This window comes from Lysobacter sp. OAE881 (assembly GCF_040546665.1).
Classification (GTDB): Bacteria; Pseudomonadota; Gammaproteobacteria; order Xanthomonadales; family Xanthomonadaceae; genus Lysobacter_J; species Lysobacter_J soli.
This window is the reverse complement of record NZ_JBEPOG010000001.1, coordinates 3,865,699-3,887,465: the sequence shown is the minus strand read 5'-3', so window position 1 is coordinate 3,887,465 and position 21,767 is coordinate 3,865,699. Positions and strand designations below refer to the sequence as shown.

Sequence of the window (21,767 nt, the reverse complement as noted above, 5' to 3'; positions counted from 1 at the left end):
AGGCCTTGTCATCCTTCCTCAGGGCGGCGCAGCAAACGCAATCAAGCCCACATCCGCAGCGGCACCAATCCCCACCATGCGAGCACGCACGTCCACTGCAGCACGGCAAGCATCGCGATCACGTCCAACTTCGCGCGCATCGACCACGCTCCGCGCCGCGACGCAGGGATCAAGCCCGCCAGCATCGTCAACGGCCACAGCGCGGTGACGATGGCGAGCAGCACGCTCGCGGTGGTCACGTCGCCCAGCTCAAGGAACGACTGGCGGTAGAAGAGCGGCAACGGCAGAAGCAGCGCAAGCAGGCCCGAGAAGGGAATCAGCACGGCCATGTTCGCGGCGGCCCGCCGGCGGATCAGGGCATGCGCGCCCGACGCGAGCAGCCACACGCAACCGAGCAGGCCGGCGAACAGGCTGCCCCACAGCAGCACCATGCGTGCGAGCGGTGCGCGCTCGTAGCTCTGAAGCCCGGTGCTGATGACGCGGGCGCCATCGGGCGTGATGACCAGGGCGTGCGAGGCGATGACGCGCTCTGGCGCACGCAGGAGGCGGTCGCCGACGGGATGCAGCGCGAGCTCCTTTCCCTGGAACGGCTTGAAGCGCAATGAATCGCCCTCGTGAGTGACGCGCACGAAGTTCAGCGTGCTATCGAGCCACTCCAGGCTGGCGAAGCGGTTCGGCGACGGCACGTAGATGCCGTTCCACCCGGACAGATCGCGCACCGTGCCGCTCACGCGCTGCGGCGGCGACGCGGGCAGGTGCAGCGCTTCGATCAGGCGCCTGTCGAGCTTGCCGTAGTCGACGCCTTCCACGTCGGCGTTGACGGCGATGAAGAACGCGCGCTGTTCGCGAGGAAACAGGCACAGCATGGCGCGATAGCCGACGGTGCTGCCGCCGTGGCAGCGGCCGACGACGCCGTGGCGGTCGCGCGTGGACAGGCCGAGTCCGTAGCCGACGCGCAGGCCGGCATCGGCGGCCTCGGTGGCGACCGGCTCGCCCATCGCGCGTAGCAGTGCAGCGTCGATGTACGGCGCGCCGTCGATGCTGCCGTCGCTCATCAGGAACCGCGCAAGCCGGCCCATGTCGGCCGCGGTGGTCGTGAACTGTCCGGCGGGGCGGATGTAGCTGGGCACGGCCGCGTGCGTCGCGTTGTTCTCGAAATGCCCCATCGCCAGGCGCGGATCCGCGCGTTCGCCGTCCTGTGTGGTGAAGCCGAACGTGCTGTCGTGCATGCGCAATGGCGCGAGCAGGTGCGCGTCGAGGTAGGTTTCGTAACGCGTGCCGGTAATGCGCTCGACCACCATGCCGAGCAGCGTGTAGCTGGTGTTCGAGTAAGAATGGCGCGCGCCAGGGCGACTGCGGACGTGCAGCGGGCCGCGGCCATCGAAGGCGTCGCGCAGCGGCGTGTCTTCGCGCGGGGCAAGCGTGAACGCCTGCGAGAAGCGAACGTCGTCGAGCCCGGCGGTGTGGTCGAGCAGGTGGCGGATGCGGATCGGGTCCGTCGACGCCCATGGATTGTCGAATTCGATCTCCGGCAGCAGCGGAGCGACGGGCGTGTCGAGCGCGAGCTTGCCCTGCGTGACGAGTCGAAGCACGCCGGTCGCGAGCAGCGTCTTCGCCACGGAGCCGACGTGGACGCGGTCGTTCGCCTGCATCGGCTTGCCGGTGCGGGCATCGCGCGTGCCGGCGGCACCGGTGGCGATGGTGTCGCCGGTGAGCGTGAACCACACCGCGCCCTGAAGGCCTTGCGATGTCAGTTCTCGCGCGATCGTGTCGTGCAGTGCCGCGGCGCTTGCGCCGATGGGAAGCATGAGGAGCGCGAGCATGCATGCGAGGCGGCGAAGCGCGCCTTGGAACATTCCAGTGTTCACGTCGTCGTGCGGCCTTGCGATGGCAGGCGACAGTGTCGGGCGAGGCCGCGATCGGAGCCTGTGTCCTTCGTCACGAGGCCGAACGGCGGCTGACGCGGCGACTTTTTTCGGTCGGTTCACTCGTGCATGGCTACGCTGCGGATGCGATTCACACCAGGAGGTCGTCATGTCGTCCGACACCAAGTCTCCGCTCGACCACGTCAACGACACGCTGCTGCAGCTCAAGGAAATGCGGCACTACGCGAAGGGCAACGTGGAACGGCTCACCGCCCAGTGGCTGCTGTTCGACGGCGAACTGGCGAAGTTGAAGGAAGCCGGGAACATCGAGGACCTGATGACGCGGCAGGCCGAGTTCTACGATGCGCTGGAGCGCGTCATCGCCGAGCTGGAGGACGTGGTGGTGAAGTTGACGCCGGCGCCGGAGGAGGGGGCGGCGTGAGACCTCCTTGAGCTGGTTGCGCTAAGAAGCCACAACCAGCAGCGCTGTGCGTTTGAGGTGGGTTGCCGCGAACGCTTCGTTGCCCCTCACCCCAACCCCTCTCCCGGCGGGAGAGGGGCTCAACTCCCGGAGGGAGGGGATCCCAGGCTTTCGATCACGCCGGTTCTTCCGCCCGCTCGCGCTCGATCGCGCGCCAGCCGATGTCGTGGCGGTGGAACTCGCCGTGCCACGAGATACCGGCCACCGCTTCATACGCCTTGTGCTGCGCGTCGCCGACGGTCTCGCCGAGCGCGCACACGCACAGCACGCGGCCGCCGGCGGTGACGACGTGTTCGCCTTCCAGCTTCGTGCCCGCGTGGAAGACCTTCACGTCATCCACTTCGGGCGCGTCCCAGCTGTTGATGACGTCGCCGGTGCGCGGCGTGTTCGGGTAATGCTCGGCGGCCATCACCACGCCGAGCGACGGGCGCGGATCCCACTGCGCGCTGACGGTATCGAGGCGTTCGTCGATCGCGGCCTCGACCAGGTCGAGCAGGTCCGAGCGCAGGCGCAACATCACCGGCTGCGTTTCCGGATCGCCGAAGCGCACGTTGTATTCGATGACCTTCGGCGCGCCGCTCTTGTCGATCATCAAACCGGCGTAGAGAAAACCCGTGAACGGGATGCCGTCGGCCTGCATGCCGCGCACGGTCGGTTCGACGACCTCGCGCATGATGCGTGCGTGCACCTCCGGCGTGACCACCGGCGCGGGCGAATACGCGCCCATGCCGCCGGTGTTCGGGCCGGTGTCGCGGTCGCCCACGCGCTTGTGGTCCTGGCTGGTCGCCATTGGCAGCGCGGTCTTGCCGTCGACCATCGAGATGAAGCTGGCTTCCTCGCCATCGAGGAACTCCTCGATCACCACGCGCGCGCCGGCCGCGCCGAACGCGTAGTCGGAGAGCATGTCGGTGATGGCCGCTTCGGCTTCGGCGAGCGTCATCGCGACGATCACGCCCTTGCCCGCGGCCAGGCCGTCGGCCTTGATGACGATGGGCGCGCCCTTGTCCTGCACGTACTCCAGCGCGGCCTCGGTTTCGGTGAACACCGCGTAGTGCGCGGTGGGAATGCCGTGGCGCGCGAGGAAGTCCTTCGCGTACGCCTTGCTGCCTTCCAGCTGCGCGGCGGCGGCGGTGGGGCCGAAGATGCGGTGCTTCTTCTCGCGGAATCGGTCGACCACGCCGTTCACCAGCGGGCCTTCCGGGCCGACGACGGTGACGCTGACACCCTCGCGTTCGACCAGCGCGAGCAGGCCGTCGATATCGGAAGCGGGCACGTCCACGTTGCGGCATTTGGCTTCGGTCGCGGTGCCGGCGTTGCCCGGGGCGACGAGGACTTCGCTCACGCGGCGCGATTGCGCCAGTTTCCAGGCCAGGGCGTGCTCGCGACCGCCGGATCCGATGACGAGGACTTTCATGCTCACTCCTGCCGCGCGACGTGGGATCGCGATTTTACGCAAAGCCTCCCGCGGGCCGCGACCGGCGCGTGTGGCTCATGGAATCGAACGCGCCCGCGCCGGCGCATCGGCCGCGCGCGTTCATGCGGATCGCTCAATGGGTCGAGAACGAGCGGTGGTAGCGAACGTCGCCCTTCGCGCCGGCATCGTTGAAGGCCAGCGACTGGAAGTACTGCGGCGGGGCGTCGGCGTATCGCAGTTCGCCGTCGTTGTTGAAGCCGAAGCGGGCGTAGTACTCCGGCTCGCCCAGCACAACGCAGCCGGCCGCGCCCTGGTCGGCCAGTTCGGCGAGCCCGGCGCGGATCAGCGCCGTTCCCACGCCGTGCCCCTGATCGCGCGGGGCGACCGCGACCGGCCCCAGGCCGTACCAGGACTGCGCGCCGTCGATCGCGACCGGCGAGAACACCGCCACGCCGGCGATGCGGCCGTCGATGTCGGCCACCAGGCAAAGGCTGAGCTCGCCGTCCTCGCGCAGGGCATCGACGATGCGCTGCTCGATGCGCCCCTTTCCGTCCGAGTCGGCGAACGCCTCGCCGAGCAGTGCGCGGATCGCCGCGTGATCGTCCTGGGTTTCGGTGCGGATCCACATAAAGCCTCCGGGCGTGTGGGCGGAGTGTGGGGGATCGGCGGTTACGGCGGTGTCGTGCGCGTCGCGGGTGCAATGCGGGAGTGCCGGCCGGTGCGCGCCTGGGTCCCGGCTTTCGCCGGGATGACGGGGAGCTGCGCCCGTTGTCGATCGAGTTGCTGTCATCCCCGCGAAGGCGGGGATCCATCTCACCGGTCTCTCACCGTCTTCCTGAGGCGTGACGCTTGCACGCATGGATTCCCGCCTTCGCGGGAATGACGGTGAGGTGGTTTGCCGGAATGCGGAGTGCCCGGGCGGCACGAGCCTGGGTCCCGGCGTTCGCCGGGACGACGCTTCGGACCTGCTTCCGAATCCCGGGTCAGTGGCGGAAATGCCGCACGCCGGTGAAGACCATCGCCAGGCCGTGTTCGTCGGCCGCGGCGATGACTTCGTTGTCGCGCATCGAACCGCCCGGCTGGATCACGGCCTTGATGCCGGCTTCGGCCGCGGCGTCGATGCCGTCGCGGAACGGGAAGAAGGCATCCGACGCCATCACCGAACCGGGCACGATCAGGCCCGCATCGGTCGCCTTGATGCCGGCGATGCGCGCCGAATACACGCGGCTCATCTGGCCGGCACCGACGCCGATGGTACGGTGGTCCTTCGCATACACGATGGCGTTGGACTTCACGAACTTCGCCACGCGCCACGCGAACAGCAGGTCGTCCAGCTGCTCCTTCGTCGGCGCGATCTTCGTCACGACCTTCAGCTCCTCGCGCGTGACTTCGCGGATGTCGGCCGTCTGCATCAGCAGGCCCGAGCCGACGCGCTTGACGTCGACGTTGTTGCGGCCGTCGCCGTGCGGGATGCGCAGCACGCGCACGTTCGCCTTCTTGCGCGCGTAGTCGAGCGCGCCTTCCTCGTAATCCGGCGCGATCAGCACTTCGACGAACTGGCGGTCGAGGATCGCCTTCGCGGTCGCAGCATCGAGCTTCGTGTTGAACGCGAGGATGCCGCCGAAGGCGGAGGTCGGATCGGTCGCGTACGCGAGTTCGTATGCGTCGCCGCAAGCGACGCCTTCGGCAACGCCGCACGGATTGGCGTGCTTGACGATCACGCACGCGGGGCGCTCGAACTGGCGCACGCATTCCCACGCGGCGTCGGCGTCGGCGAGGTTGTTGTAGCTGAGCTCCTTGCCCTGCAGCTGCGTGAACGTCGCGAGCGTGCCCGGCACCGGCCACAGGTCGCGGTAGAACGCGCCGGCCTGGTGCGGGTTTTCGCCGTAACGCAGGTCCATGACCTTCACGAAGCTGCCGTTGGCCTGCGCGGAGAACGCGGCGCGCGAGCCGTCCTCGACGTTGATCGACGACAGGTAATCGCTGATGCGGGCGTCGTACTGCGCGACGCGGTTGAACGCGGCGACCGACAACGCGAAGCGCGTCTTGCCGGACACGGCGCCGTTGTTGCCCTTCAGCTCGGCGACGAGCGCGTCGTATTGCGCCGGATCGGTGGCGACCGTCACGCGCGCGAAGTTCTTCGCCGCCGAACGCAGCATCGCGGGGCCGCCGATGTCGATGTTCTCGATGATGTCTTCCAGCGTGCTCGCCGGATCCACCGAGACCTTCTCGAACGGATACAGGTTCAGCACGAGCAGGTCGATCGCGCCGATGCCGTGCTGCGCCATCACCGCTTCGTCCAGGCCCGCGCGGCCGAGCAGGCCGCCGTGCACGATCGGATGCAGCGTCTTGACGCGGCCGTCCATCATTTCCGGGAAACCGGTGACGTCGCTGACGTCCTTCACCGGCAGGCCGGCGTCGCGGATGGCCTTGGCGGTACCGCCGGTGGACAGCAGCTCGACGTCGAACGCGTGCAGCGCGCGCGCCAGTTCGATCAGGCCGGTCTTGTCGGAGACGGACAGCAGGGCGCGGCGGACGGTGACCGGCGGGCCGGACAGGAGTTCGGAGGTCATGGGGGGTGGCAGCGTGCGGCGGGGAGCTGGGAATTATACGCAGCGGGGCTGGGCGGGCTCCGGCGTGCTAAGCACGGTCGCCTTGACGCCGCGATTCCTGCGCGGACGTGTCGCGTGATAAGCCGCCATTCCCGCGAAGGCGCGGCGCTTTGAAGCCGTCATTCCCGCGTAGGCGGGAATCCATCTGTCGGACTTGCTACGGCTTTCGGAGTGCGTGATGCGCGCCGGCATGGATCCCCGCCTTCGCGGGGAAGACAGCAGAGGGCGCGACGACAGCGGAAAGCGCGAGAGACGACAGCAGAGAACGGAGGACGTCGGAAACGGACGACGGCAAAGAACGAACGGCGTTTACGCGCGTCGAGCTGGCGCGCTCAATCCAGTCCGTATTCGCGCAGCTTCTTGCGCAGCGTGGCGCGATGGATGCCGAGCATCGACGCCGCACGGCTCTGGTTGCCGTCGCAGTGCTGCAGCACTTCCACGAAGAGAGGGATCTCGAGTTCGCGCAACGCGATCTCGTAGAGGTTCTCGGTGCCGTGACCGTCCAGGTCGCCGAGGAAACGACGGATCGACGTGGCGACATGGTCGCGCAGCGGCACGCGCGGCGCGGGTCGTGCGATGTCGTTTCGGTCGGTCGCGGCGTTCAAACGGAATCCCCAGTGTCGCGTCGATCCGGCCCGGTGCGGGATCGGCGGGAGGGCGAGTCTATCGCGCGCCTGTCGCAGGCGCCAATGATGCGGCGAGGTCAGCGGAAGTCGAACGTGAACGCCACGATGCGCGGTGCCGGTTCAATGACCTGGAAGGTCACATTCGCGCTCTGCCCGGGCAACAACCGGTCGTCGGGACGATGCGCGCCGCGGTATTCAGCAGGGGCGAACGCGCGCACGCCGACCGGGCGGCCATCGACGTCGGACAGGCTCAGCACCAGCGTCGGCCAGGGCTGCGGCCAACGCGCATCGTTGCGGAAACTCGCATCCACCGCGAGCACGCCGGGCGCGTTCGGCTGCGGTCGCACGCTGCGCTGGAGCATCGTGAACGCCGCCGGTTCGCGCCACGCCGGCACGTCGCAGCGCAACACGCCGCATGCGCCGCTGACGAGCGGTCGCCAGCGCGGATCGGCGGCGAGTTCATGTCGCTGAGCGAGCAGTAACTGCAAGGCGAACAACAGTGCGAGCGCGGCGATGCCGACGTACCAGCCCCAGTGCGTGCGCGTGGCCGCGTGCTGCACGCTGTGGCGCGCGAAGCTTGGCGCGCCTTTCCGACGCGGCCGCGCAGTACGTTTTGCGGGGCGCGCCGGCGTACCGCCGACCGTAGCCGCGGCGATGGCGTCTTCGTAACTCGGCGATGGCGTTCCGATCGTGCCATCGCCCGCATCGACGGCTTCGTCGTCGTTGGTTGCGGACGTAACCGTCGTCGCGTCGAGGCGCGTCGCGTCGGATGCTGCGTCGATGGGCGCAGCGTCGTCCGTCGCGTGCGAGGTCGCCTGCGTCGGTTCGCCCGGCCGCGCGTCTTCAATCGGCGATACGGTTGCTTCGACGGACGATCCCGTCGACGCTTCGTCCTGCACTAGGCCATCGCAACGCGGGCAACGCTGCGGCGCACCGTCCGGACGGACGATGAGCGCGACGAGGAAACCGCAGTGCGGGCAGGGAACGAACATGGCGGCTATTCAAACATGCCGCCGTGCGCCGATGTCATCGGCGGCGCACGCCTGTGACGCGCATCCAGTCTTCCATCCGCTCGGCGCGAAGGTCGTCGAAGTCGGCGCGGTAGCGCGCCATGACCTCGTCTTCCTGCCCCGCGAGGATGCCCGACATCGCGATGCGACCGCCCGGCGCGACGCGCGCGATGAGCGTGTCGGCCAGCGCCACCAGCGCCGAGGCGAGGATGTTGGCGACCACCACCGGATAGGTGTCGACCGGTTCGGTCTCCGGCGAGTACGCCACCAGCCGGTCGGCCACGCCGTTGCGCTGCGCGTTGTCGTCGGTGGCGGTGAGCGCCTGCGGGTCGTTGTCGACGCCGATGGCCTGCGCGGCGCCGAGCTTGATCGCCGCGAGCGCGAGGATGCCCGACCCGCAGCCGAAATCGAGCACGCGCTGGCCGGCCAGCGCGCCTTCGTCAGCGAGTTCGTCGAGCCACTGCAGGCACAGCGCCGTGGTCGGATGCGTGCCCGAACCGAACGCCAGGCCCGGATCGAGCCGGACCACGGCGGCGTCCGCGGCGTCGGCGCCTTCGGGAAGGTCGTGGTTCCACGGCACGATCCAGGTGCGACGGCCGAAGCGCAGCGGCTCGTACTGGTCCATCCAGGCGCGTTCCCAGTCCTGGTCCTCGACCTCGCGGAAACTCGCGCGCGACCAGTCCAGTCCTTCGTCGGCGGCGTCGAGTGCGTAAAGCAGCAGTTCCGGCGAGGTGCCGCCTTCGAAAAGCGCGGTCAGCAGCATCTCGTTCCACAGCGGCTGCTCACCGACGCCGGGCTCGAAGATCGCCTGTTCGTCGGGGGCGTCGGCATGCTGGTCGGCCAGTGTCACGGCCAGCGCACCGACGTTTTCCAGCGCGCGCTCGTAGCGCGGCTGCTGGGCTTCGGTGCAGGGCAGGGTGAGTTCCAGGAACGGCATGGCGACTCGGGACAACGGCGACGGGCGGCCATGGTGGGCCGTGGCCGGGGCGGCGTAAAGCGGGCGGGTGTCACATGCCCGCATTGGGACGCCCGCATTCAGGTGTCGCGCCGCGGCGCTTTGCATCACTTGGCCTAGAATGGTCCAACGCCGGCGCCAGCCGGTGATCCCCCGCCGATGACCGACACCCTGCAAACCGGGATGAGCAGACGATCGCCTTCGTGGCCGGGCACCCGCACGCTCGCCTGGGCGACGCTGGTGCTGCTCGTCGTCGCGTCGGTGGCAGCGTGGGTGCAGGGCGGCGACCACGACAGCGTCGAACGCGTCGCCATCGCCACGGCCGTGAATGCCCGTCTTCCTGAAGGAAGCGTCGATCGCGCGATCGACCGCCCGCGTGCGAGCGCGATCCAGACGCCGGACGCCGCACCGGCGACGCGTTCGACGATCCGGCAGGCGTTCGATTCCAGCCGCGACCTGTTCGCGTACGCGCAATCGCTCGAGCCGGCCGCGCGCGAGCGCGATGCCGACGCGATCTGGATGATCAGCCGCGTCTACGAATACTGCTCCGGCTTCGCGACATCGCCGGCCGCGTTCGATCGCGACACGCGCGTGATCGGCGAGATGGGCATGCGCGGCTCCGCGGCGATGGTCGCCGCGCGCGAGCGCGTCAGCGAGCGTTGCGCGCGTTTCGCCCCGCAGGACGAACTCACGCCGCGGATGATCGTGCTCAAGCGCGTGGAAGCGGCCGAAGCCGGCAGCGTTGCCGCCGAGGCTTCGCTGATGGCCTCCGGCGAGCCGCTGAAGGACACGCCCGAATACAAGCGCGAGCTCGTCGAGCGCGTGCAGAAGTCCGAAGACCCCGAAGCCTATTCGGCGCTCGCGCCGGCGATGGGCATCGCGGCCAGCGGCAAGGTCGAGTACAGCGACAAGGTCGCAGGCACGCAGTTCTCCGAACTGGCGTGGCAACTGGCGGCATGCCGGCTGGGCATGGACTGCACGGCCGACAGCGCGCTGATGACCTCCTACTGCGCCAACGGCGGCATCTGTTCCAGCGTGCCCGGGCAGGATTTCGAACGCTTCGTCTTCGACGCCGCCGTGCCGCGTCAGGGCGTGGACGTGATCAACGACATGGTCGACTCGCTCATGGGCGGGAAGAGGGAACTGAAATGAAAAGTGTTGCACTGACAACGAGGCCGCTGGCGGGAAAGGTCCGCCGGTATTTCTGGGTGCTGCTGTTCGCCACCTACTCGGTGGGCGCGGCCGGCGTGATGATCGACGTGCTCGCCGACGAGTACCGCCACCTGTCCCAGGTCGCGGTGACGACGGCGCGTTCGTCCGAGGAGCTGCGGATGTCGGGCGCGGCGCAGGTCGCGGCGGTGTACCGGGCCAGCAGCGGCGCGCCGTTCTCGACACTGCCGCCGGGCAGCACGTTCAAGGTCGTCTGGCCCGACGGCTCCAGCGAATACGTCATGGTCGTCAATCCGACGTCGAGCGCCGGCACGCAGCCCATCGCCGGCACGCAGAGCACGGGCGGGAAGATCGGCAACAACGACCTGATCGATGCCGCGGCCGGTGCCTCCGGGGCCGTGCACCGCTGATGCTGTGAACCTGTTTGCGGGCGCCCTTCAGCGCGACGCCCGCTCCGCGCGCCCGGCGGGCGCGGTCTCGAACTGCGGCGGGACGAAATCCACCGGCACCCGCACGATCGACCCCGATTCCTGGCGCTCGGACTGGATGCGCCAACCCCAGGCGGTAGTGATCGCCGACTGGTCCAGCTGCGGATAGCCCGACGACTCGCTCAGGCGCACCGCACGCACTTCCCCGCATGGATTGACCAGCAGGCGCAGCTCGACGCGGCCGCCGTCGCCGTGGCGCGCGAGCGAAGCCGGGTAGCGCGGCGCCGGCATCTGCTTCGGTGCCGGCGTGCAGGCTTCCGTCTCGATCAACCCTCGCCATGCGTCGTAGGACGCCGAATCGTCGCGCGTGGAGGGCTCCGGAGGCGACATTGCGGCCGTTTCGGCGCGCAGCTTGCGGCACGAAGTGGCGGCAGGATCGCAGTGCACGCGGGCGAGGATGCGGTAGTTCTGCGCGTCGGAGCGGTCGATCACCTGCACCGCCGCGCCCGGCCAGCGTCCCGCGTCCGGCGGCGAGAAGGTCCACTGGCCGGCGGACTCGCCGCTGTCGATGGAAAAGCTCGTCAGGTCGGGGCGGAAGGCGAAGTAGTCCGCGTCCGGCAGCGCGGCCAGCTCGCGCTCGTCCATGGCGCCGCTGGTGCGGTACCAGGCGAGCAACTGCTCGCGGTACAGCCGCGCGACGTCGTCGTCGGCGTCGCCGACAAGTTCGACCTTCAGCCAGTCGGTCGGCGCCTTCGCCCCGACGCGCTTCTCGGCGGCGTGCTTCTGGGCCGTGCGCTTGTCGGCCGCGGCGGATTTCGACGCGGCGGCGACCTGCAGCGACGACAGGCCGATCATGAGCATGACGAGCAGGCGCGGGGACATGCGGGCTCCGGGGGCGGGTGCTGCGACCAGCGTACAAAGAAAAACCGCGGCCTGGGCCGCGGTCTGGGGTCACACGATGGAGAGCGCCTTTTCCTTCTGTTCCTTCAGGCGCTTTTCCAGGTAGTGGATGTTCATGCCGCCCTGCTGGAAACCGGCGTCGGACATGATCCGCTGCTGCAGCGGGATGTTCGTCTTGATGCCGTCCACCACCATCTCCGACAGCGCAACGCGCATGCGCGCGATGGCCGTTTCGCGATCGGGCCCGTGCACGATCAGCTTGCCGATCATCGAGTCGTAGTTCGGCGGCACGCGATAGCCTTCGTAGATGTGGCTGTCCACGCGCACGCCCGGGCCGCCCGGTGCGTGGAAGTGCTGGATCAGGCCGGGGAACGGCATGAACGTCTCCGGATCCTCGGCGTTGATGCGGCACTCGATCGCGTGGCCTTCCAGCACGACGTCGCTCTGCTTGATCGAGAGCTTGTGGCCCGGCGGCGATCATCAGCTGCTCGCGCACCAGGTCGATGCCGGTGACCAGTTCGGTGACCGGATGCTCCACCTGGATGCGGGTGTTCATCTCGATGAAATAGAAGCGGCCGTTCTCGTAGAGGAACTCGAACGTGCCGGCGCCGCGGTAGCCGATGCGCAGGCAGGCTTCCACGCAGACCTTGCCGATTTCCGCGCGCTGCTCCGGCGTGATGCCCGGCGCCGGCGCTTCCTCGACGACCTTCTGGTGGCGGCGCTGCATCGAGCAGTCGCGCTCGCCCAGGTGGATCGCGCCGCCCTGGCCGTCGGCGAGGACCTGGATCTCCACGTGGCGCGGGTTCTCCAGGAACTTCTCCATGTAGACCATGTCGTTGCCGAACGCGGCTTTCGCCTCGGACTTCGTGGTCTGGATCGCCGCGGTGAGGTGCGCCTCGGTGTGCACTACGCGCATGCCGCGACCGCCGCCGCCGCCGGCGGCCTTCACGATGACCGGGTAGCCGATCTCGCGCGCGATCTTGACGTTGGTCGCCGCGTCGTCGCCCAGCGGGCCGCCGCTGCCGGGCACGCACGGCACGCCGGCGGACTTCATCGCGCGGATGGCTTCGACCTTGTCGCCCATCAGGCGGATCGTGTCGGCCTTCGGCCCGATGAAGATGAAGCCCGACTGCTCCACGCGCTCGGCGAAGTCGGCGTTCTCGGACAGGAAGCCGTAGCCGGGATGGATCGCCTGCGCGTCGGTAACTTCCGCCGCGGCGATGATCGAGGCCATGTTGAGGTAGCTGTCGGTCGACGGCGCCGGGCCGATGCAGACCGATTCGTCGGCCATCGCGACGTGCTTGAGGTTGCGGTCGACGGTGGAGTGCACCGCGACCGTGCGGATGCCCAGCGCGTGGCACGCGCGCAGGATGCGCAGCGCGATTTCACCGCGGTTGGCGATTACGACTTTGTCGAGCATGGGCTGTTCTCTGGAACGGGGACGGGGCGGTTCACGTGGGCGTGGCCTGAGCCCCGCCCGTCGCGCTTACCCGATGACGAACAGCGGCTGGTCGAACTCGATCGGCTGGCCGTTTTCGACCATCACCTTCAACACCGTGCCGGCGACGTCGGCCTCGATCGGGTTGAACATCTTCATCGCCTCGATGATGCCCAGCGTGTCGCCGGCCTTGACCGCCTGGCCGACCGTGACGAACGCCGGCTTGTCCGGCGAGGGCGAGCCGTAGAAGGTGCCGACCATCGGCGCGCGGACGATGTGGCCCGGCGGCAGGTCCGCGGCGGGTTTGGGCGCGCCGCCGCTGGCCGCTTCGGTGGGACCGTGCATCGGCATGACCGGCGCCGGCTGCGGCGCGGCCTGCATGATCGGCGCCGCGGCGACCTGGATGCCCTTCGGCGTGCGGGCCAGGCGGACGGATTCCTCGCCTTCCTTGATCTCGATCTCGGCGAGGTTGGATTCCTCGAGCAGGTCGATCAGCTTCTTGATTTTGCGCAGGTCCATGTTCGGGCCTCAGGTTGCGTGCGCCCGGCGAGCGGGCAGGCAGGTGGATGTCAGGGCGTCCCGGCGGGCGCGGCCATCCGGGCCAGCGCTGCGTCGAGTGCGTATCGGTAGCTGTCCGCGCCGAAGCCGCACACCACGCCGACCGCCAGGTCGCTGAAGTAGCTGGTGTGGCGGAAGGGCTCGCGACGGTGCGGGTTGGACAGGTGGACTTCGATGAAGGGCAGGGCGACGGCCGCCAGAGCGTCGCGGATGGCCACGCTGGTGTGGGTGAAGGCCGCCGGGTTGATCAGGATGAAGCTGGTACCGTCCTGGCGCGCGGCCTGGATGCGGTCGACCAGCACGTGCTCGGCGTTGGACTGCAGGCTCTCGAAGGTGTGGCCGGCCGCCTGCGCGCGCTCGCGCAGCGAGGCGTCGATGTCGTCGAGCGTTGCGCGGCCGTACACCTCCGGCTCGCGCGTGCCGAGCAGGTTGAGGTTGGGGCCGTGCAGGAGCAGCAGCTTTGCCATCGGGGCCGGAAACACGCGCCAACGCGCGTCGATTGGGGGCGAAGGCCGGCAGTGTGCGCCATGCCCGATGGGGTGTCCAGACGTTCGCCGCCGTATCGACGAAGTTCGCGGAATTTAATCGGGCGTTTGAGTGGTCGCTCTAATCCGCGACCCAGTTATCGATTTCGCCATGCTGGAACGGCCCGATCTTCTGCTTGATCAGGCGGCCGTCGGCGGAAATCAGCGCCGTATAGGGCAGGACACCCTTGGGATTGCCGAGTTGGACGCCCGCGTCGCGCGGGCCGGCTTCGTCCAGCAGGATCGGATAGCGCACGGGAACGCGCTTGAGGAACGCCTCCACGGCGGCCGGGTCATCCAGCGCGATGCCGACCACTTGCGTGCCGTTCGGCCCCTGCGCGGCGGCAAAGCGGTCCAGCTCGGGCATCTCCTCGATGCACGGGCCGCACCAGCTCGCCCACAGGTTCACCAGCACCGGCCGGCCGGCGTACGCGGCGGGGAGTTCGACGGTGGCGCCGTCGAGCGCGGGAAGGCGGATCCTCGGGATGGCTTCGCCGCGCCGGGCGACCGGAAGATCCGCGGGCGGCTTGGGCGCGCTCGCGTCCATCGCCGACTGCAGCGCGCGCTGGCCGACCTCGGTACGCAGCAGCGGACCCGGGCCGTTGACCACGAGGCCCGCGACCACGCCCAGCGCGCCGGCGACCGCCGCAACGAGCAGGATCTTCGCGGTCGAACCCATCAGCGGGTCGCCTGCTCCGACCCCGCGCGGCCGGCACGTTCGACGAAGTTCTCTGCTTCCTCGAAGCCGAACAGCCGCAGTTCGCGGCGCTCGGCGCCGTCGCGGTACCAGAGCGTCGCCGGAGGGCCGATGATGCCCAGGCGCTTCATCAGTGCCTGGTCGACGTCGTCGTTGGCGGTGACGTCGGCCTTGAGCAGCACGAAGCCGTCCAGCGCCTTGTGCACGGCCGGATCGGGGAAGGTGTACTTCTCCATTTCCTTGCAGGCCACGCACCAGTCGGCATAGAAGTCGAGCATCAGCGGCTTTCCGGCCGCCTTTGCTGCGGCGATCTCGCGGTCGAGGTCGGCCGTCGACTTGATCTTGCGGAATGGCAGCTCGGCTTCGACCTGCGCGCCGCCGCCGACGAGGCCGGCCAGCGGCTTGAAGGGATCGCGGCTGCCGGCCATCGCGCCGACCAGCTGCGCGGCGCCGAACAGGCCGAGCACCAGCGCGGCCGTCCAGCCCATGATCCGCGCGCCGTCGTGGCGCGAGTTGCGCACCGCGGTGGCCGTGGTCGCCGCCGCGGCGAGCAGCAGCACGCCCCACAGCGCGAGCGTCACCGGCGCCGGCACGATGCGCGAGAGCATCCACACCGCGAGCCCGAGGAAGACGAAGCCGAACGCGCGCTGCACCGCGACCATCCACGGGCCGCTGGTCGGCAGGCCCTTGCCGGCGGCGACGCCGAAGACGAGCAGCGGCACGCCCATGCCCATCGCCAGCAGGAACAGCGCCGCGCCGCCGAAGGCCGGATCCTGCGTCTGCCCGATGTAGAGCACGGCCGCCGCCAGGGGCGGAGCGACGCAGGGGCCGACGATCAGCGCCGACAGGGCGCCCATCATCGCCACGCCGGCGAGCGAGCCGCCGCGCTGGCGATCGCTCAGCGCGCCGAGCTTCGATCGCAACGACGAGGGCAGCTGCAGTTCGTACAGGCCGAAGCTCGACAGCGACAGCACGACGAACAGCGCGGCGAAGGCGACGATCACCCACGGCGTCTGGAAGGCCACCTGCAGGTTCGCGCCGACCAGGCCCGCGACGACGCCGGCCGCGGTGAACACCACTGCGCTCGCCAGCACGTACACGAACGACAGCGTCAACGCGCGACGCACGCCGAGGTTCGGACCCTGGCCGGCGATGAGGCCGGAGAGGATCGGGATCATCGGCAGCACGCAAGGCGTGAACGACAGTCCCAGACCCAGCGCGAAGAAAGTCAGCAGCGCGAACCAGCGGCCCTTGCCGGACAGCGCGGCGGCGAGGCGCGCATCTTCGGCCTGCTCGCCGTTGGCTGCGTTGGTCGCGGGCGCGCGTTCGCCGGTCGACGTCGCGGCGGAAGGAACGGGCGCGGTCGGCGTCGCCGCGACGGCGGTATCGCTCGCGGGAGGCTGCGCGGGCGCCGCGCCCTGCTCACCGGCCGCAAGCGGAAGCTGCGTCGAAGGCCCGTTCGAGATCGCCTGCACCTTCCGCGCGGGCAGCGCGACGTCAACCACCCGCGTCATCGGCGGATAGCAGATGCCGTCCGTCTGGCAGCCCTGGAATCCGGCCGTCAGTCGCAGCGTCGCCGGCTCGGTCGTGCGTGCGCTCACCGGCGCCGGTACGTCGATCTGGTCGAAGTACACCGTGACGTCGCCGAAATGCTCGTCGCGATGCGCCACGCCCTTCGGCCAGCGCGGTGCGCCGAGCGCGAAGCCGGCCTTCGTCGCGGCGGCGTCGAGTTTCAGCGTCGTCTTGTCGCGATACAGGTAATAGCCGCGCGCCGGGGTGAAGCGCAGCAGCAGCGTGTTGCCGTCGCCGGCGATCGCCTCGAAACCGAACGCCTGCTCCGGCGGCAGCGGCAGCGCATCGGTGCCGGTGCCGGCGTTCTGGCCGAGCAGCCCGCCACCCAGCGGCGCGTTCCCGCGCGGGCCGAAGTTCACCAGCGGCTTGGCGTTGTCCTGCGCGGCGGCGGGCAGCGCAACGGTCACGCTGCGCGTCTGCGGTGGATAGCAGATGCCGGCGTCGGCGCAGCCCTGGTACTTGATCTTCAGCGTGACCTGGCGCGCGCTGGCCTGGCCGGGGAGCACGGCGGTGAGCTGCTGGCGGTAGGTCTCGACCTTGCCGAAGAACTCATCCTCGTGCTGATCGCCCCTGGGCAGTTGCAGCGGCTGCGCGGCGAAACCGGCGTCGGCCTGCACGGCGATGCGGTGGCGATACAGGTAATAGCCGTCGGCGATGCGCCAGCGGATCTCGATGCGGTCGGCGGACGGCGCCTCGGCCCGCAGCGCGAAGGCGTCGTCGACCGGCAGCAGGTCGTCGGGATCGATCGCGGCGGCGGCGGGCAGCGCGGCGAACGCGAGCGCGAGCGGGAGGAAAAAGGAAAGCAGGCGCGCGGCGCGCGTCCGGATCGGGTCAGTCATCGTCACGTGTCTGTTCGTCCACCCAGCCGAGGTAGGCGGCGAGGCCGCCGACGGCTTCGACCGCGAGCGCCTCAGGCAGTTCATACGGGTGCAGCGTCTTCAGCCGCGCGATCAGTTCGTCCTGGCGTGCCGCCGTGGTCTTGATCAGCAGCAGGACTTCCCCGCTGCGTTCGATCGCGCCCTGCCAGCGGTACACCGAGCGGATGCCGGGCAGCACGTTCACGCACGCGGCCAGTCGCTCGTCCACCAGCGCGGTGGCGAGGGCGTCGGCGGTCTGTGCGTCGGGGCAGGTGCTGAGCACCAGCCGCACGCGCGGGTCGGTGGCCGTGGGCATGAGGGGCGCCAGTGTAGGGCCTGCCTGCGGCCGCTGCCCGTGCCGGACCGGCCCGCAGCGTTCCGTCGGAACCCTGCACGATGCGCCCCCGGATGGCGTAGGCTGCCGGCGCCGGCGTTCCGCTGGCCGGCCAGGAGGTTCGATGTCCCACCGCACGTTGCTCGCATCGCTCGGCCTCGTGCTGGCACTCGCCAGTACCGCCGCGATGGCCCAGACCGAAGACGCGCACGGCATCCGCGTGCGTGCCGCCTGTGCGCAGGCGATGCCGGCGCCACGGCTGTTGCTGGACCTCAGCTGCGAGAGCGCGATGAACTGCTGGAGCGATCCGGCCGACCTCGGCGTGCTCGACCTGGAGTCCGGCGAGCGCCTGGCCACGTCCGGCCGCGACCTGGTCTACGTCGACGCGTCCGGCGCGCCGCAGGCCGAGCCGCCGATGCAGGGCACGATCCGCGCCGTGTGGACGGCCGTGCTGGCCGCGCCGCTGACGGCAAAGCAGCTCCAGCTCGTGCAGGGCGACGAGACGGCGACGGCGGCGTTCGCCCCGGCCGCCGATTGCGCGGCGCTTCCGGCGGCCGCGGTCCGGCGTTTGGCGGGCGGCTGAGACGCTACACGCGCGCCGTCTTCGCCGTGACGCGCGCTCGCCCGGTACGCAATTCGGCCAGCTGCTCGACGACTTCCACCAGCGGCGCCCTGGCGCGCGTCGGCGCCGCGCGGAACGCGGCCAGCAGGCGTAGTTCGAGCGGATCCTCGACCAGCACGGCGTCGGCGGCCGCCACCGAATCCAGCGCCGTGTCGGCCGACAGGCCCATGCTGCCGCGGCCGGTCGCCAGCCATTCGAACTGGACACCGGTGACCAGTGCGATCTCGCGCAGGTGCGCCACGCTGGGGAACTTGCCGCGCGCCGCCTCCCAGTGACCGACCGCACTGCGCTGCACGCCGACGGCGGCCCCGAGTGCGGCCTGCGAGAGGCCGGCGTGACGGCGGGCGAGGCGGATCCGCTGCTGGGGTGTCATCGCGGCTACCTATGGTCACAGGGTGAACGAAATACACCCGAAGGTGTGCGCTGCCGGTAGCCGGCGCGCCACCGAAAGCAAATCCGGATCGCAGATTCTGGCAAACCTTCCGGCCGGATGGATACCGCTGGTCAGCAGGCGCGACCAGCCCGCCGCTGGCCCGAACGCGAACGAACGCACACCATTGCCGTGCGCCGTGTCAGGCGCAGGTTCGAAGCACGTGCGCACGGACGGCGCCGGGCCAGGACGGCAACTTCGATACCAAAGAGCGCGTTCCACGGGGCGCGCTCTTTCTTTTTTGGCCGGCCTTGCCGGCGCCGCGCGCTTCCCGCGTTCCAATCAGTCGCTCCCGCCTGCACCGGATATGTCGGCAGGCCTTGAAAGGTTCCGCTGCCGCCCCATCTCCGACGGATCCCGGTTCGCCGGGTACTGTTTGCCCGCGATCTTGGCACTCGTCGCGGGCGACTGCTAAAATTTCGACACTTTTTCCGCTGTTTCAACTACTTACAGAGGTGTTCGTCGCCATGAATATCAAGCCGCTCTACGACCGCGTGGTCATCAAGCGCATGGAAGAAGAAAAGATGTCCGCTGGCGGCATCGTGATCCCGGACTCCGCCACCGAGAAGCCGATCAAGGGCGAAGTCGTCGCCGTCGGCGAGGGCAAGGCGTTCGACAACGGCAACGTGCGCGCCCCGAAGGTCAAGGTTGGCGACAAGGTCCTGTTCGGCAAGTACAGCGGCACCGAAGTGAAGCTGGACGGCACCGAATACCTGGTGGTGAAGGAAGACGACATCTTCGCCGTGCTCGGCTGAAAGCCGTGATTCGTGGTCCGGGAATGGCGATTCGGACGAGCGCAGCGCGCTGACCGATCCCCCGCATCACGAGCATCACGGTTGTCGCTTTCCACGAATCACAAATCACGAATCACGAATCCCGGAGTTAAGAACCATGGCAGCCAAGGAAATCCGTTTCGGTGAGGACGCGCGCGTCAAGATGGTGCGCGGCGTCAACATCCTCGCCAATGCCGTCAAGGCAACGCTCGGCCCGAAGGGCCGCAACGTCGTGCTCGAGAAGAGCTTCGGCGCCCCGACCATCACAAAGGACGGCGTGTCCGTCGCCAAGGAAATCGAGCTTGCCGACAAGTTCGAGAACATGGGCGCGCAGATGGTGAAGGAAGTCGCTTCCAAGACCTCCGACAACGCCGGTGACGGCACCACCACCGCCACCGTGCTGGCCCAGGCGCTGATCCGCGAAGGCATGAAGGCCGTTGCCGCCGGCATGAACCCGATGGACCTCAAGCGCGGCATCGACAAGGCCGTCGCTGAAGCCGTGGGCGAGCTGAAGAAGATCTCCAAGCCGTCCTCGACCTCGAAGGAAATCGCCCAGGTCGGCGCGATCTCGGCCAACTCGGACACCAACATCGGCGACCTCATCGCGCAGGCGATGGACAAGGTCGGCAAGGAAGGCGTGATCACCGTCGAGGACGGCTCGGGCCTCGAGAACGAACTCGACGTCGTCGAGGGCATGCAGTTCGACCGCGGCTACCTGTCGCCGTACTTCATCAACAACCAGCAGTCGATGCAGGCCGAGCTGGACGATCCGTTCATCCTGCTGCACGACAAGAAGATCTCCAACGTGCGCGACCTGCTGCCGGTGCTGGAAGGCGTCGCGAAGGCCGGCAAGCCGCTGCTGATCATCGCCGAGGAAGTCGAAGGCGAAGCGCTGGCGACGCTGGTGGTCAACACCATCCGCGGCATCGTGAAGGTTTGCGCCGTGAAGGCCCCGGGCTTCGGCGACCGTCGCAAGGCGATGCTGGAAGACATGGCCATCCTGACCGGTGGCACCGTGATCTCCGAGGAAGTCGGCCTGCAGCTGGACAAGGCCACCATCAAGGACCTCGGCCGCGCGAAGAAGGTGCAGGTCTCCAAGGAGAACACCACCATCATCGACGGCGCCGGCGATGCCTCGGGTATCGAAGGCCGCATCAAGCAGATCAAGGCGCAGATCGAGGAGACCTCCTCCGACTACGACCGCGAGAAGCTGCAGGAGCGCGTGGCCAAGCTGGCCGGCGGCGTGGCGGTGATCAAGGTCGGTGCCTCGACCGAGATCGAGATGAAGGAAAAGAAGGCGCGCGTCGAAGACGCCCTGCACGCCACGCGTGCGGCGGTGGAAGAAGGCATCGTGCCGGGCGGTGGCGTCGCGCTGCTGCGTGCCAAGGCGGCGATCGCCGGCCTGAAGGGCGCCAACGAAGACCAGAACCACGGCATCCAGATCGCCCTGCGCGCGATGGAAGCGCCGCTGCGCGAGATCGTGACCAACGCCGGTGAAGAGCCGTCGGTCATCCTCAACAAGGTCATCGAAGGCAAGGGTGCGTTCGGCTACAACGCCGCCAACGGCGAGTACGTCGACATGCTCGAAGCCGGCATCCTGGACCCGACCAAGGTCACGCGTACCGCGCTGCAGAACGCCGCGTCGATCGCCGGCCTGATGATCACGACCGAAGCGATGGTCGCCGAGCTGCCGAAGAAGGAAGAGCCGGCGATGCCGGGCGGTGGCATGGGCGGCATGGGCGGCATGGACTTCTAAGTCCCGCTTCCCGCGTCACGCGACACGAAGAACCCCGCAGCGATGCGGGGTTCTTTTTTGTGCGATCGGGCGTCGTGCGCACAACGCGTCGAGCCGATAAGCTCGCGCGCATGCCGACCTCCCTGATCATCGTCGACGACTTCCTCAGCACGCGCGATGCGCAATCGCTGCGCGAGGTCGGACTGCAACTTACCTATCCCGAGCAGCAGGGCGCGTTTCCGGGGCGCAATTCGCTCGAACGCATCGAGATGGATGGGCTGGACCGCACGGTGTCGAACATCGTCGGCGAACGCGTCAAGCCGATCTCGCCGCTGCAATCGCACGCGAAGTTCCGCATGACGCTGGCCGCCGACAAGGGCCGCGCGAAGGTGCACATCGACCACGCGTACTGGTCCGGGATCCTCTACCTCAGTCGACCCGAGGATTGCCGCGGCGGCACCGAATTCTTCCGCCATCTTCCGACCAACAGCGAACGTGCGCCGTGGAGCGAGGAGGAAGCGCGCGCGATGGGCTACGACTCGCTCGAGCACATGCACCAGCAGGTGATCGAGAAGGACACCAACGACGACGCGAAATGGGAGCGGACGATGACCGCGCCGATGCGTTTCAACCGCCTGGTGCTGCTGCGCCCTTGGTTGTGGCACACCGCGGGGCCGGCCTTTGGCGACCGCATGGAAAATGGCCGGCTGGTGTACCTGATGTTCTTCGCGGGCGCGTAATCACGCCTGAGAGTCCCGCTTCCAAA

Annotated in this window: 21 protein-coding genes and 1 pseudogene; 7 read left to right on the top strand and 15 right to left on the bottom strand. The window is 68.8% G+C overall.

What is annotated here, in order from left to right; genetic code table 11:
• Positions 1-41 precede the first annotated feature (41 nt).
• A complete protein-coding gene (locus ABIE51_RS17780) occupies positions 42-1,823 on the bottom strand; it encodes a serine hydrolase domain-containing protein (RefSeq protein ID WP_192632827.1) in 1,782 nt (593 codons plus the stop codon).
• A 211-nt stretch (positions 1,824-2,034) separates the two neighbouring features.
• Here ABIE51_RS17780 and ABIE51_RS17775 point away from each other — a divergent pair, with 211 nt between their 5' ends.
• Positions 2,035-2,307, top strand: coding sequence for a hypothetical protein (locus ABIE51_RS17775; RefSeq protein WP_157031191.1), 273 nt, complete (start codon positions 2,035-2,037; stop codon positions 2,305-2,307).
• A gap of 154 nt (positions 2,308-2,461) precedes the next feature.
• Here the strand turns inward: ABIE51_RS17775 and purD are convergent, their stop codons facing one another.
• From purD to prmA, 6 genes are all read right to left on the bottom strand, one after another.
• Positions 2,462-3,760 (bottom strand): phosphoribosylamine--glycine ligase, encoded by a 1,299-nt coding sequence (gene purD, locus ABIE51_RS17770; protein WP_192632828.1) that lies wholly within the window; start codon positions 3,758-3,760, stop codon positions 2,462-2,464.
• Positions 3,761-3,893: 133 nt separating this feature from the next.
• The gene (locus ABIE51_RS17765; protein WP_192632829.1) at positions 3,894-4,388 is read right to left on the bottom strand and encodes a GNAT family N-acetyltransferase; all 495 of its coding nucleotides are present in this window, start codon (positions 4,386-4,388) and stop codon (positions 3,894-3,896) included.
• Between the two features lie 355 nt (positions 4,389-4,743).
• Positions 4,744-6,333: a bifunctional phosphoribosylaminoimidazolecarboxamide formyltransferase/IMP cyclohydrolase gene (gene purH / locus ABIE51_RS17760; RefSeq protein WP_192632830.1), complete on the bottom strand. Its 1,590-nt coding sequence runs from the start codon at positions 6,331-6,333 to the stop codon at positions 4,744-4,746.
• Between the two features lie 371 nt (positions 6,334-6,704).
• Entirely contained in the window at positions 6,705-6,977 is a 273-nt protein-coding gene (gene fis / locus ABIE51_RS17755; RefSeq protein WP_115844272.1) for a DNA-binding transcriptional regulator Fis, read from the bottom strand.
• Positions 6,978-7,075: 98 nt separating this feature from the next.
• Complete coding sequence (locus tag ABIE51_RS17750) at positions 7,076-7,990, bottom strand: DUF3426 domain-containing protein (RefSeq protein WP_192632831.1); 915 nt, start codon at positions 7,988-7,990, stop codon at positions 7,076-7,078.
• A gap of 34 nt (positions 7,991-8,024) precedes the next feature.
• The gene (gene prmA / locus ABIE51_RS17745) at positions 8,025-8,945 is read right to left on the bottom strand and encodes a 50S ribosomal protein L11 methyltransferase (protein WP_192632832.1); all 921 of its coding nucleotides are present in this window, start codon (positions 8,943-8,945) and stop codon (positions 8,025-8,027) included.
• A gap of 201 nt (positions 8,946-9,146) precedes the next feature.
• On the opposite strand from prmA, the gene ABIE51_RS17740 reads away from it, so the two are divergent.
• Together ABIE51_RS17740 and ABIE51_RS17735 are read left to right on the top strand one after the other, a co-directional pair.
• Entirely contained in the window at positions 9,147-10,115 is a 969-nt protein-coding gene (locus tag ABIE51_RS17740; protein ID WP_253337488.1) for a hypothetical protein, read from the top strand.
• Positions 10,112-10,543: a hypothetical protein gene (locus tag ABIE51_RS17735; RefSeq protein WP_253337490.1), complete on the top strand. Its 432-nt coding sequence runs from the start codon at positions 10,112-10,114 to the stop codon at positions 10,541-10,543. Before ABIE51_RS17740 ends, ABIE51_RS17735 begins: the two co-directional genes overlap by 4 nt.
• A 27-nt stretch (positions 10,544-10,570) precedes the next feature.
• On the opposite strand, the gene ABIE51_RS17730 is transcribed toward ABIE51_RS17735, so the two are convergent.
• The 7 genes and pseudogenes from ABIE51_RS17730 to cutA form a co-directional block, all read right to left on the bottom strand.
• Positions 10,571-11,443, bottom strand: a complete 873-nt coding sequence (locus ABIE51_RS17730; RefSeq protein WP_192632833.1) for an energy transducer TonB — start codon at positions 11,441-11,443, stop codon at positions 10,571-10,573.
• 69 nt (positions 11,444-11,512) lie between these two features.
• Positions 11,513-12,881 (bottom strand): annotated as a pseudogene (gene accC / locus ABIE51_RS17725) (acetyl-CoA carboxylase biotin carboxylase subunit).
• Positions 12,882-12,947: 66 nt separating this feature from the next.
• A complete protein-coding gene (gene accB, locus ABIE51_RS17720) occupies positions 12,948-13,418 on the bottom strand; it encodes an acetyl-CoA carboxylase biotin carboxyl carrier protein (RefSeq protein ID WP_115844262.1) in 471 nt (156 codons plus the stop codon).
• A gap of 50 nt (positions 13,419-13,468) precedes the next feature.
• A complete protein-coding gene (aroQ, locus tag ABIE51_RS17715) occupies positions 13,469-13,924 on the bottom strand; it encodes a type II 3-dehydroquinate dehydratase (protein WP_192632834.1) in 456 nt (151 codons plus the stop codon).
• A 139-nt stretch (positions 13,925-14,063) separates the two neighbouring features.
• A complete protein-coding gene (locus ABIE51_RS17710) occupies positions 14,064-14,660 on the bottom strand; it encodes a TlpA disulfide reductase family protein (RefSeq protein WP_192632835.1) in 597 nt (198 codons plus the stop codon).
• Positions 14,660-17,089, bottom strand: a complete 2,430-nt coding sequence (locus ABIE51_RS17705) for a protein-disulfide reductase DsbD (RefSeq protein ID WP_192632906.1) — start codon at positions 17,087-17,089, stop codon at positions 14,660-14,662. The genes ABIE51_RS17710 and ABIE51_RS17705 overlap by 1 nt, the downstream gene beginning before the upstream one ends.
• Positions 17,082-17,423: a divalent-cation tolerance protein CutA gene (cutA, locus tag ABIE51_RS17700; protein ID WP_192632836.1), complete on the bottom strand. Its 342-nt coding sequence runs from the start codon at positions 17,421-17,423 to the stop codon at positions 17,082-17,084. The genes ABIE51_RS17705 and cutA overlap by 8 nt, the downstream gene beginning before the upstream one ends.
• 142 nt (positions 17,424-17,565) lie before the next feature.
• Here cutA and ABIE51_RS17695 point away from each other — a divergent pair, with 142 nt between their 5' ends.
• Entirely contained in the window at positions 17,566-18,024 is a 459-nt protein-coding gene (locus tag ABIE51_RS17695) for a hypothetical protein (protein WP_192632837.1), read from the top strand.
• Positions 18,025-18,028: 4 nt separating this feature from the next.
• Here the strand turns inward: ABIE51_RS17695 and ABIE51_RS17690 are convergent, their stop codons facing one another.
• On the bottom strand, positions 18,029-18,436 hold the full coding sequence (locus ABIE51_RS17690; protein ID WP_192632838.1) for a helix-turn-helix domain-containing protein: 408 nt from the start codon (positions 18,434-18,436) through the stop codon (positions 18,029-18,031).
• A gap of 524 nt (positions 18,437-18,960) precedes the next feature.
• On the opposite strand from ABIE51_RS17690, the gene groES reads away from it, so the two are divergent.
• The 3 genes from groES (at position 18,961) to ABIE51_RS17675 (ending at position 21,741) form a co-directional block, all read left to right on the top strand.
• Entirely contained in the window at positions 18,961-19,248 is a 288-nt protein-coding gene (groES, locus tag ABIE51_RS17685; protein WP_115844288.1) for a co-chaperone GroES, read from the top strand.
• A 136-nt stretch (positions 19,249-19,384) separates the two neighbouring features.
• The gene (gene groL / locus ABIE51_RS17680) at positions 19,385-21,022 is read left to right on the top strand and encodes a chaperonin GroEL (protein ID WP_115844248.1); all 1,638 of its coding nucleotides are present in this window, start codon (positions 19,385-19,387) and stop codon (positions 21,020-21,022) included.
• Positions 21,023-21,132: 110 nt separating this feature from the next.
• Entirely contained in the window at positions 21,133-21,741 is a 609-nt protein-coding gene (locus ABIE51_RS17675) for a DUF6445 family protein (protein WP_192632839.1), read from the top strand.
• Positions 21,742-21,767 lie beyond the last annotated feature (26 nt).

Excerpts from the sequence above, each read along its gene's own strand:
- aroQ (WP_192632834.1), bottom strand. The coding sequence starts at position 13,924 with ATGGCAAAGCTGCTGCTCCTGCACGGCCCCAACCTCAACCTGCTCGGC.
- ABIE51_RS17735 (WP_253337490.1), top strand. The coding sequence starts at position 10,112 with ATGAAAAGTGTTGCACTGACAACGAGGCCGCTGGCGGGAAAGGTCCGC.
- ABIE51_RS17750 (WP_192632831.1), bottom strand. The coding sequence starts at position 7,990 with ATGTTCGTTCCCTGCCCGCACTGCGGTTTCCTCGTCGCGCTCATCGTC.
- ABIE51_RS17740 (WP_253337488.1), top strand. The coding sequence starts at position 9,147 with ATGAGCAGACGATCGCCTTCGTGGCCGGGCACCCGCACGCTCGCCTGG.
- ABIE51_RS17675 (WP_192632839.1), top strand. The coding sequence starts at position 21,133 with ATGCCGACCTCCCTGATCATCGTCGACGACTTCCTCAGCACGCGCGAT.
- accB (WP_115844262.1), bottom strand. The coding sequence starts at position 13,418 with ATGGACCTGCGCAAAATCAAGAAGCTGATCGACCTGCTCGAGGAATCC.
- ABIE51_RS17780 (WP_192632827.1), bottom strand. The coding sequence starts at position 1,823 with ATGCTCGCGCTCCTCATGCTTCCCATCGGCGCAAGCGCCGCGGCACTG.
- cutA (WP_192632836.1), bottom strand. The coding sequence starts at position 17,423 with ATGCCCACGGCCACCGACCCGCGCGTGCGGCTGGTGCTCAGCACCTGC.
- ABIE51_RS17710 (WP_192632835.1), bottom strand. The coding sequence starts at position 14,660 with ATGGGTTCGACCGCGAAGATCCTGCTCGTTGCGGCGGTCGCCGGCGCG.
- ABIE51_RS17695 (WP_192632837.1), top strand. The coding sequence starts at position 17,566 with ATGTCCCACCGCACGTTGCTCGCATCGCTCGGCCTCGTGCTGGCACTC.
- purH (WP_192632830.1), bottom strand. The coding sequence starts at position 6,333 with ATGACCTCCGAACTCCTGTCCGGCCCGCCGGTCACCGTCCGCCGCGCC.
- purD (WP_192632828.1), bottom strand. The coding sequence starts at position 3,760 with ATGAAAGTCCTCGTCATCGGATCCGGCGGTCGCGAGCACGCCCTGGCC.
- ABIE51_RS17705 (WP_192632906.1), bottom strand. The coding sequence starts at position 17,089 with ATGACTGACCCGATCCGGACGCGCGCCGCGCGCCTGCTTTCCTTTTTC.
- ABIE51_RS17730 (WP_192632833.1), bottom strand. The coding sequence starts at position 11,443 with ATGTCCCCGCGCCTGCTCGTCATGCTCATGATCGGCCTGTCGTCGCTG.
- prmA (WP_192632832.1), bottom strand. The coding sequence starts at position 8,945 with ATGCCGTTCCTGGAACTCACCCTGCCCTGCACCGAAGCCCAGCAGCCG.
- groES (WP_115844288.1), top strand. The coding sequence starts at position 18,961 with ATGAATATCAAGCCGCTCTACGACCGCGTGGTCATCAAGCGCATGGAA.
- ABIE51_RS17765 (WP_192632829.1), bottom strand. The coding sequence starts at position 4,388 with ATGTGGATCCGCACCGAAACCCAGGACGATCACGCGGCGATCCGCGCA.
- groL (WP_115844248.1), top strand. The coding sequence starts at position 19,385 with ATGGCAGCCAAGGAAATCCGTTTCGGTGAGGACGCGCGCGTCAAGATG.
- ABIE51_RS17775 (WP_157031191.1), top strand. The coding sequence starts at position 2,035 with ATGTCGTCCGACACCAAGTCTCCGCTCGACCACGTCAACGACACGCTG.
- ABIE51_RS17690 (WP_192632838.1), bottom strand. The coding sequence starts at position 18,436 with ATGACACCCCAGCAGCGGATCCGCCTCGCCCGCCGTCACGCCGGCCTC.